The sequence below is a fragment of the Gardnerella vaginalis genome, from assembly GCF_001546455.1.
In the GTDB taxonomy this organism is placed as follows: domain Bacteria; phylum Actinomycetota; class Actinomycetes; order Actinomycetales; family Bifidobacteriaceae; genus Bifidobacterium; species Bifidobacterium vaginale_B.
On record NZ_KQ956824.1, the window covers coordinates 1 to 10,050 of the forward strand.

A 10,050-nucleotide genomic window follows, 5' to 3' on the forward strand; every position below is an offset into this window, starting at 1 on the left:
TCTTTCGCGGCGAAAAATCTCGAATCTCTACCTTACTTGCACTTCGATTTGTATAGTCACAGCGGTGGGAGATACTTAAAACATGGATATTTCAACAGATTTCACCACCATTCCAAGCAACTTTGCAAAAGATGCGCCGAATGAAAATAAGGTTGACGGCGTTCCCGTTGTGTCTTTTCCGTTTTATGTAAATAATCTGCCAGATTTTGTTCACTACTTGCATTGGAGATTTGTAGACGACGACGCTATACCAGTGTGCGGATTCCAGTGGATTCATTGGACGGTAGCAAACTTGCCCGTGGAATCGCTTATGTTTGACTTTAACGATTCGCGCGCGTTGCAAATTCCGCAAGACTTTTCGCGCACAATGCCAACCATGATTCCAGAAGCGGTGCAAGGGCGAAACAGCCAAGCCAGCCGATTTGTGGGTTGCACGAATCCTGCGGTTACAATGCGTTACAACGGCCCGCAGCCGCCAGACAAGGATCACGACTACATGCTAGAGGTTTTTGGCACGCAGGAGCCTCTTAAAAATCTTAAAGAGGGCTTTTATCTTAACGAGCTTATAAACGAGATTAGGCATTGCAAGTCTTATGTAGACGTTAATGGCCTTTATTTAAGGGGCGAGGCGTAGCGTTTAGGATTTATATGACTTCGCGCTGGAAAATCGCAAGCAGCTTGCGATTAGATGTGCGTGCGTAAAATAATCAAAATAAGCTAGATAAGCAAAATAATCTAAATAACAAAATAATCAAAAATTAGAAAATAGGGGATGCAAATATGGCATGCACAACAATTTTAGTAGGACGCAAAGCGAGCTACGATGGATCCACGCTTATTGCGCGTAACGAAGACTCCGCAAACGGCGAGTTTAACCCAAAGCGCTTAGTGGTGGTAAAGCCACAAGACCAGCCGCGTGTTTATAAGTCCGTGCTTAGCCACGTAACAGTAGAGCTTCCAGATAATCCAATGCAATACACAAGCGTGCCAAACGCAGATTTGCGCGAGGGAATTTGGGGAGAAGCCGGCGTTAACGAAGCAAACGTGGCAATGAGCGCAACCGAAACGCTTACATCCAACGAGCGCGTGTTGGGCGCAGACCCAATGGTGGAGCTTCAAAAAGCGCAAGGCAAGGAAGGCGACGCTGATTATAAGCCAGAAGTGCCTGGTGGAATTGGCGAAGAAGACTTCTTAACGCTTGTTTTGCCTTATATTCGTAGCGCTCGCGAAGGCGTTGAGCGTTTGGGCGCGCTGCTAGAAAAGTATGGCACGTACGAGATGAATGGCGTTGCGTTCTCGGATGTAAACGAGATTTGGTGGATGGAAACTGTTGGCGGACACCACTGGATTGCTAAGCGCGTGCCAGACGAGGCGTATGTTGTTATGCCAAACCAGCTTGGAATCGACGAGTTCGATTTGGAAGACGCTTTGGGTGACCAAGAAGAGCACATGTGCTCGGCTGATTTGCTTGAGTTTATTGAAGAAAATCACTTGGATTTGGCGGTGGAAAACGCTTCGCCATTTAATCCTCGAGATGCTTTTGGCTCTCACTCGGACGCCGATCATGTGTACAACACGCCGCGCGCGTGGTTTATGGAGCGTTTCTTGAATCCGTATGACGAAGTGTGGGATGGAAAAGACGCGGATCATAGGCCAGATAGCAACGATATTCCGTGGGCGCGTCAGCCTGAACGCAAGGTGACGATTGAAGACGTTAAGTACGTGCTTAGCTCGCACTATCAGGGAACGCAGTATGATCCTTACGGAAAGCTTGGCGATGAACATACGCGTCATCTTTTCCGCCCAATCGGCATTAATCGCCAAAGCCAGTTGGCTGTTATGCAAATCCGCCCTTATATGCCAGAAGCGTTCCGCGCAATTCAGTGGATGGCCTACGGCTCTAACCCGTTTAATGCGCTTGTGCCGTTCTACCCAAATGTAAACGAAACGCCAAAGTATTTGGAAGATACAACTACTCGTGTAACAAGCGAAAACTTCTATTGGGAAAATCGCATTATTGCGGCTCTTGCGGATGCTGCATTTAACGACACTGCAAATGCGATTGAGCGTTACCAGGAGGTTGTTGGTTCTCATGGACATGCGATGGTTAAGGCTACGGATGTTGCCGCTGCAAAGATTCTTGGCGTTTCTTTGAAAGATTACGAGCCAGAGCGCGAAGGCGACGAAAGCAATGATGGCGATGAGTATTGCGATTTAGTTAGGAATGCGGATGCCATTATTGCGCAGCTTAGAAACGAAGATGTGCGCGCGGCTTTGGCTGAAGCGAATGAGGGTATGGCAGCAAAGCTAAAGAAAGAAACCGATTCTTTGCTAGACACGGTTCTTTACATAACCAGCATGCGCATGAAGAATGGCTTTAACCGCTCCGACCACTAATCGCAAGTTGTTTAGCGGCTTAAGTTGTTAAGTCGCTTAAGTCGCTAATCGCAAGTTGTTATAGACGTTACTAATAACGCGCATAGTTTTAATGCAATATTGCTATACCGCGCCCATGCAATCGTATAGTATAAAACTGTTCACTTAATCTATGCGCGTCTATTAGGCGTTTCTTGCCGAAAGTGGGGAATATGAGCATTCTTGATTCGTTTACTGCACAATTTGGACTGGTTAAAAAAATCGATGCCTTTGGATTTATGGATTATTTAAAGACTAATCCAAGCGAGCCAAGAAAGCATGGTAAGGTGCTGCTTGTTACTGCAGATACACCTCTTAAGGCTTCTAGGGGAGAGGGCAAAACAACCACCACTATTGCGCTTGTAGACGCGTTGCGTGAGCGTGGGGTGGACGCAGCGGCCGTTTTGCGTCAGCCGAGCATGGGTATTACTGCGGCGGGTTCTAAAGGCGGCGCGAGCGGCGGCGGAAAGTCATCTCTTTCGCATCCAGATTTGATTGACTGGGGTTTGTGCGGAGAAATGGCCGCCATTGAGTGCGCGCAAAATCTTCTTGTTTCTTTTGCAGAAAAGGCGATTGATGAGGGTATTTTAGACACGATTTTGGTGCCGCGTGTAAGCGAAGTGCCTTCGCGATCTTTGCGTAGCATTGCCGTTGATTTTGGCAAGGGCACGGTTGCCGAGCGCGTTGTGTTAACGCCGACTTGCGAACTTATGCAAATCGTAGTGCTTTCTAGAAGCATGGAAGAAATCGCAAATCGCGTTGCTGCCATGATTGCTGGCACAAAAGACGGCAATCCTGTTAAATTTGGCGAATTTGTGGACTTGTGGCGAATCACAAATATTCTTACCGACGCTGTAAAGCCTGTAAAAACAGAGACGATTAACGGATCGCCGATTTACGTTCACTGCGGCCCATTTGCAAACGTTTCGCTTGGAATTCCAAGCCTTGTAAGCGTTGAGATGGCGTGCGCGCTGCACGATGTTGTTGTTGTGGAGGCAGGGTACGGCACGGATGCTGGTGCGCAAAAGTGGCTTGATATTGCTGCGCGCGAGTTTGGAGCAAAGTGGCCTGCAGCTGCGGTTGTTGTTACTCGTGCCAGCACTTGGCGAGATGATGAAACGCTTGCGTGGCGCTACCCGTTCCATGTTTCGCGCCTGGAATCGCTTGATATTCCTACTTTCCCTCTGATTAATTTGTGGGAAGGGGAAGATGACCAAGTTCCAGATTTGCTTGAGCAAGCTAAAGCTTTGGGCTTCCGTAAGCCGATTGTTGGCAATTTGTTCCGTGATGGCGGGGATGGCTTGGCAAATCAGCTAGATGATTTTGTTACTGCGATTAGCGCTGGTGGCGATGCTAAATCTGCGCCAAGCCGCCGCGGAAAGTCGCTTCTAGAGCGTATTAATCTGCTTTGCTTAGAGGCTTATGGCGTTCCTGCTGAGCGCGTAATCGACAAAGCAGGTTTTGCGGATTCGTTGAAAGAAGCGCAGGATTTGTGCAATAAGGCTGGGGTTGATTTTGATAGCTTGGCGCTTGTTGCTGTAAAGTCGCCAGCAACCATGACAGATGACGACCACGCGCCTGCAGACTCTCGCACTGTAACGCTTAAAAAGGTGGAAGTGCATTCTGGCGCAGGTGTTGTTCAGGTAAATCTTACGGCCTCGCTAACAACGCCTATGCCAAAAATCGTGTGATTTTCCGCGAGACTTTCCCGAGACTTTCCCGAAAATGTTGCTCGACACGCCGATTTGAACAACATTTTCGGGAAAAATCTCCCGATTTTGTAGTTGATTTTGCCGATTTGAGCAACATTCTCGGGAAAAATCTAGTGCGCGCACGAAGTTAGATTATGCAAAAGTGCGGCGCAGCCAATCGCAAGCAAGGTCAATCCATTGCTGAACTTCTGGCTGAACAAACTCAGGCAGCACTGCTCCATTTTCATCGCGCTTGGCGGTCTCTTTAACAGCCAGCGCCAAACCGTGCGGCCCCTTAGGGAAAAGATGCGCCTCAACACTCACGCCCGCCTTAACGCACGCGTCTATAAACATAATCGAATTTTGCACTGGAACCGTTTGATCCGTAATGGTTTGCCAAATAAACACTGGCGGAGTTGTGCAATCCACGTGATTTTCCAGCGAAAGTTGCTCAACAAGCTGCTGGCGTTCCTCGCTGGTAACGTTTCCAAAAAGACGCTCGAAAGTTGGCTTATGCGCGTATTCTCCAGCAGAAATCACTGGGTAGGCGAGCATAAGAGCGTTTGGTCTAACGGCTTCGGCGTTGTATCCGTTTGCCTCTTTAACGTTGTTACTTGCGCAAGTAGCAAGATTTGCGGCAACATGGCCTCCTGCCGAAAAGCCAATAATCGCAACGTTTTGTGAATTTATGTGCCACTCTTCGGAGTTGTTGCGAATCAACCGCATCGCCTCTGCCGCCTCTAAAAGTTGCGTAGGGTATGAGCTTGGAACAAGAGAGTAGCGCAAAACAAAAGCGTGGAATCCTGCCGCTGCAAACTTCATTGCAATAGGCTCTGCTTCTCTATTAGAAACACGCAAGAATCCGCCGCCTGGAAGAATTAAAACGGCTGGCCTATCTTGTTTTCCTTTACTGTCTAAATTGTCGTTTAAAAGGTAGCCAGTAAGTTTTGCGTCTCTTCCGTCAATGCCTCTAATTTGGCGCTCTATAATTTTCATAGCATCTCTTTTCTTTTGCCTATTTGCAATTTATGCTAAACATAAACTTAAGCATAATTCTAATCAAATACCTTGTTTTTAAGTGTGTTTTTAAGTGCGATATTTAGTGTGTTTTTAATTGTGTTATTTAGTGCGATATTTTATAAATTCGTGTAGAGTCTTAAGAGGCTTTATAAGGAGATTTAAGATGCGTAATGAAGAAGATAGTTTAGGCAAGGTTGTTCTTGCGGCCACTCCGATTGGCAATATGGGCGATGCTTCATCTCGATTGATTAATCTTCTAGAAACCGCGGATATTGTTGCCGCGGAAGATACGCGCAGACTTTACGACCTTGCAAATCGCCTTGGCGTGCGTGTTTCGGGGCAGGTTGTGGCGTATCACGATCATAATGAGCGCAATAAGGCAGACGGCCTGCTTGACCAGGTTGAGCAAGGCAGCACGGTTCTTGTTGTTTCCGACGCTGGCATGCCTACGATTAACGATCCAGGCCTCGCCATTGTTCGCCGCGCAATAGAGCGCGAGTTGCCTGTTACGTGCGCGCCTGGGCCGAGTGCTGTTTTAGACGCGTTGGCGCTTTCGGGCCTGCCAACAGACCGTTTTTGCTACGAAGGCTTTTTGCCGCGCAAGTCTGGGGAGCGCAGCCAGCATTTGCGCTCGCTTCTTTCAGAAAAGCGAACAATCGTGTTTTACGAGGCTCCGCATAGAATTGCCGAATCCATGCGCGATATTCTTAATGTTTTTGGTGCCAACCGAAAAATGGCTCTTTGTAGAGAGCTTACTAAGGATTTTGAAGAAGTGCGCCGTGGAACTGTTGAACAGATTGCAAAAAGCGTAGAAAATGACCCTCCTCGTGGCGAGATTGTGCTTGTTATTGCGGGCGCAGGCGAAGATGAAGTTGCGCAGCAAAACGTTGATTTAAGCGTGGATCAGCTTGCGCAAATGGCTTGCGACCTTTCGCAAAACGAGGGTTTGCGAATCAAAGATGCTATAACTAGCATTGTTTCCAGCCATCCGCTTTACGATGGATCTTTTGCTAATCGCAAAGAAGTTTATGCAGCTTGCTTAAAAATCAAGGGAAATGTGAACAGCTAAGTAGGAAATTAAGCGAAAAATGTGGAAATGTGGGAAAGTTCTAGCAATTAATCCCCATTTTTTGCGTATTCGTAGGCTTCTAAAAGCACGTCTAAACTGTGTTTAACGCCTGGCCCGCCTTGCTGAGATATGTATTCCAGCATTTTTGCGTCCGCAATTGGGTTTGCAACAACCCATTTTCTTAAGTCAGGAACGTTCTTTGCAATATGCCATAGCACGTCTTTGCTTGTGTTTTCGCAGCACGCAACTTGCTCAGTGAGTACGATTGGTGGCTTTGGAGGCATTGAGCTAAAGTCGCCAGTATCGTAAGTATCGTAAGTATCGTAAGTATCGCCAGTATTTCCAGTGTTAATAGTCATAAAGAATATCCTCCTTGTCTATTATGTATTTAATCCACTCTTTGGCTTTAGCGGCCCCTGGAAAATAAGGATTGCTGTCTATAATTTTTTCGCAGTCTTTAAAACTTGTGTTGTACTTTTGCACCAACTCGCACACTGTATCTACTCTTCGCATTTCGTCGTAAATGTTTTTTGATGGAGTTAGCGCAATATCGCAGATAGTGCGTGCAACAGAAGTTACGCGCAAATCTTTAATCATTCTTTGCTCTTTTTTTAACAATTTTCTTCTAAACACTTGTAGCTGATGGTCGTGTGGTTTTATTCGATAATGACTGTTGGATATTATCTCTAGTATGTTTGGGATTTTTCCGCCCAGCCAAATCCAAGATGCCGTAAAAGCGCAGGCCACCGTTCCGCTTGGAAGCAACTTTTTTAATACAGCGCAACGTCCTTCTGGCGTTTTTGCAGTGGATTGAGCGAATCCGCTTCGTATTGAAAGATTGTTGAATGCTCCGTAGTTGCACAGTTGTTTCATGCTTAATGGCCCTGGTAAATGCTTTGTGTCTATAAGCAATGGCAAATCGTTGTTTTCTTGTTCCGAAAATAAAATCAGCTCTTCGTCTTTGTTGATTTGGTTGATTTTGCTAGTTTTGCTGATTTTGCTAGTTTTGCTAGTTTTGCTAGCTTTATTGTTTTCGCTGATTTTGTTGACTTTGTAATCTTTGCGTCTTTTGTAGTCTTTTGTTGATTTTTTATCTTTTTCGTCATTGCGGATTGTGCGTTTTTTGCTCAGCGTTAAAGTGCTCATGCTTCTCCTTTCTGTGTAATGCGTGCGAATATGTATCTTTTTAATGTTTTAGGTTTTATACACAATAGTGTGTTTTGCTTTTTTGTCTACGCGATTTTTTGGGATTGTGTAAAAGTGGATTTTTAGTTTTTGCTCTTTAAAAAATGTGTTTATGTGTTTATGTGTTTATGTGTGACTAGTCATGCTTATGCTTGCGATTTTTACTGTGATTTTTGCCGTGATTTTTACTGCGATTTTTCGTTGCATTATCTAATGTGTCCTCGCTGAACAAGATAATATTTGGCTATGAGTCATATTTTGGTGAATGTTGCATGGCCTTACGCAAATGGCCCTCGTCATATTGGTCACGTTGCGGGATTTGGCGTCCCTTCCGACGTATACGCGCGCTACGAGCGTATGAAGGGAAACAGCGTGCTTATGGTTTCGGGAACCGACGAACACGGCACGCCGATTTTAGTTGAGGCAGATAAAGAAGGCGTGAGCGCGCAAGAGCTTGCAAACCGCTACAATCGCGTGATTACTAAAGACTTGTGCGATTTAGGATTAAGCTACGATTTGTTTACGCGCACAACAACGGCAAATCATGAGCATGTTGTTCAAGAGATGTTCCGCCAGTGCCTTAAGAATGGTTATATTTACAAGGGAACTCAAAAAGTTGCGATTTCGCCTTCTACAGGCCGCACTCTTCCAGACCGCTACATTGAGGGCACTTGCCCGATTTGCGGTGCGGACGGCGCCAGGGGAGACCAGTGCGATGCTTGCGGAAACGAGTTGGACCCAGACGAGCTTATTAACCCTGTTTCTAAGATTAACGGCGAAACTCCGCGTTTTGAAGAAACAGAGCATTACTTCCTCGATTTGCCAGCTTTGGCAAACGCAAACTTGGATTGGCTTAATTCCAGGGATGGCTGGCGCACAAATGTTATTAACTTCTCGATTGGCTTGTTTAAGGAAGTTAAGCCTCGAGCAATTACGCGAGACATTGATTGGGGCATTCCAGTTCCTGTAGAAGGCTGGATTGATAACCCAAATAAGCGCTTGTACGTGTGGTTTGACGCCGTTATTGGCTACTTGTCTGCCTCCATTGAGTGGGCGCGTAGGCAGGGCAAGCCAGACGCTTGGCGCGATTGGTGGTGCGATCCTAAGGCTCCTGGCTATTACTTTATGGGCAAAGATAACATAACTTTCCATTCTCAGATTTGGCCTTCGGAGATGCTTGCGTATAATGGCGCTGGCTCTAAGGGTGGAGAATCTGGCGTTTACGGCCCACTCAATATGCCAGAGCAGGTTGTTGCCTCCGAATTTATGACTATGGAAGGCAAGAAGTTCAGCTCTTCGCGCGGAATTGTGATTTATGTTAAAGATATTTTGGCGCGCTACCCAGTGGATGCCGTTCGCTACTACATTTCCATTGCGGGGCCAGAAAATTCCGACGCCGACTTTACTTGGGCAGAGTTTGTTCGCCACAATAACGAGGAACTTGCTGCAAGCTGGGGAAATCTTGTTAATCGTGTTGCAAATTTGATTCACAAGAATTTTGGCGCTATTCCTCCGTTGGATGAAGATTGCATGACCGATATGGACCGTGCGCTTTTGGATCAGACTTCCAACGCGTTTGAGATTGTTGGAGGCTTGATTGATCGCCATCATCAAAAGAACGCTCTTAACGAGGCCATGCGCGTTGTGTCGGATATCAACAAGTATATTTCTGCTACGGAGCCTTGGAAGATTAAGGATGACGAGGCTCGTCTTGGAACGGTTTTGCACGTTGCTGCACAAGCTGTTTTGGATGCTAATCATTTGCTTGCGCCATTCTTGCCTCATTCCGCGCAAAAAGTGTGGGAAGCTCTTGGCGGCACGGGTGTGTTCTCGCCGCTTCCAAGAATCGAAGAGGTAACCGATCTAGATAATCCAGATTTTAAGTATCCGATTATTACTGGCGATTATCGTCTTGGTGAAACTGTTCACCCGTGGGAAAGCGAGGAATTGGTTACTGGCACACCTGTTGCTAAGCCAACTCCGATTTTTGCCAAGATTCCTAAAGAGGCGATTGACGAGGAGCTTGAGCGCTTTGAGTCTGCGCTTGCTGCTCGTCGTAAAGCCGACGAAGAAAGATTGGCCGCTGCAAAAAAATCGCTGGAATCGAAGTGATTTGAGCAAAAGATTCTATTGCAAGTGACGTATGTAACAAAAAACAGGCATACTACCAGGAATTAAAAAAATTTTTCAGGAAATTTTTAGCTTATATGCGTGTTTCGCGAGAAAAGTATGGTTATAATAGATATTGCTGATGGTTCATCCATCGGTGAGGTTCGTTCGCGAACCCCATAACTGAAACCTTCTTCTCTCTTTCTCTCTGCCCCGGTGGGTCTTCTCTTTCCCACCGGGCTTCTTTTTATCTTTTTATCTTTTTCAAGTTTTGCCGTCTACGCGTATCTCTTGCGCGGAAAAATTTCCGCACTTTGTACGTGTTTTAGGTCAAATATGGTACAAAACCCGGAAAGGCAGGTTGGCGCGCCTGCGAGGAGAGAAATACTCAAACCTCGCGCAACACCGAATAGGAAATGTCGCGCCCTCGTTTGTTCCCTTTTTGGTCAATTTGGGAAACAAAAGCAGGAAAAAAGAAACAAAAGCAAGGAAAGCGCAATACCAAGTAAGGAATTGTATTCAGGCAGGCAATCGTTCGCGCGGTCTAAGCGCGCGAACGTC

General features: G+C 46.3%; 8 protein-coding genes. 5 read left to right on the top strand and 3 right to left on the bottom strand.

Going from position 1 to position 10,050, the window contains the following annotated elements; all coding sequences use genetic code 11:
- Window positions 1-82: 82 nt before the first annotated feature.
- The 3 genes from HMPREF3216_RS05175 (at window position 83) to HMPREF3216_RS05185 (ending at window position 4,106) form a co-directional block, all read left to right on the top strand.
- On the top strand, window positions 83-634 hold the full coding sequence (locus HMPREF3216_RS05175; protein WP_060787244.1) for a YbhB/YbcL family Raf kinase inhibitor-like protein: 552 nt from the start codon (window positions 83-85) through the stop codon (window positions 632-634).
- A gap of 146 nt (window positions 635-780) precedes the next feature.
- A complete protein-coding gene (locus tag HMPREF3216_RS05180; protein WP_060787245.1) occupies window positions 781-2,397 on the top strand; it encodes a C69 family dipeptidase in 1,617 nt (538 codons plus the stop codon).
- 191 nt (window positions 2,398-2,588) lie between these two features.
- Entirely contained in the window at window positions 2,589-4,106 is a 1,518-nt protein-coding gene (locus HMPREF3216_RS05185; protein WP_060787246.1) for a formate--tetrahydrofolate ligase, read from the top strand.
- A 153-nt stretch (window positions 4,107-4,259) separates the two neighbouring features.
- On the opposite strand, the gene HMPREF3216_RS05190 is transcribed toward HMPREF3216_RS05185, so the two are convergent.
- The gene (locus tag HMPREF3216_RS05190; protein WP_060787247.1) at window positions 4,260-5,102 is read right to left on the bottom strand and encodes an alpha/beta hydrolase; all 843 of its coding nucleotides are present in this window, start codon (window positions 5,100-5,102) and stop codon (window positions 4,260-4,262) included.
- A gap of 187 nt (window positions 5,103-5,289) precedes the next feature.
- On the opposite strand from HMPREF3216_RS05190, the gene rsmI reads away from it, so the two are divergent.
- The gene (gene rsmI / locus HMPREF3216_RS05195) at window positions 5,290-6,195 is read left to right on the top strand and encodes a 16S rRNA (cytidine(1402)-2'-O)-methyltransferase (protein WP_060787248.1); all 906 of its coding nucleotides are present in this window, start codon (window positions 5,290-5,292) and stop codon (window positions 6,193-6,195) included.
- A gap of 47 nt (window positions 6,196-6,242) precedes the next feature.
- Here rsmI and HMPREF3216_RS05200 read toward each other — a convergent pair whose 3' ends face one another.
- Window positions 6,243-6,479, bottom strand: a complete 237-nt coding sequence (locus HMPREF3216_RS05200) for a variant leucine-rich repeat-containing protein (protein ID WP_060787260.1) — start codon at window positions 6,477-6,479, stop codon at window positions 6,243-6,245.
- A gap of 64 nt (window positions 6,480-6,543) precedes the next feature.
- Window positions 6,544-7,341 carry a hypothetical protein gene (locus HMPREF3216_RS05205; RefSeq protein ID WP_060787249.1) on the bottom strand — a complete coding sequence of 266 codons (798 nt, stop codon included), beginning with the start codon at window positions 7,339-7,341 and terminating at the stop codon, window positions 6,544-6,546.
- A 285-nt stretch (window positions 7,342-7,626) separates the two neighbouring features.
- Between HMPREF3216_RS05205 and metG the strand changes: the two genes are divergently transcribed.
- Window positions 7,627-9,492, top strand: a complete 1,866-nt coding sequence (metG, locus tag HMPREF3216_RS05210; RefSeq protein ID WP_060787250.1) for a methionine--tRNA ligase — start codon at window positions 7,627-7,629, stop codon at window positions 9,490-9,492.
- Window positions 9,493-10,050 lie beyond the last annotated feature (558 nt).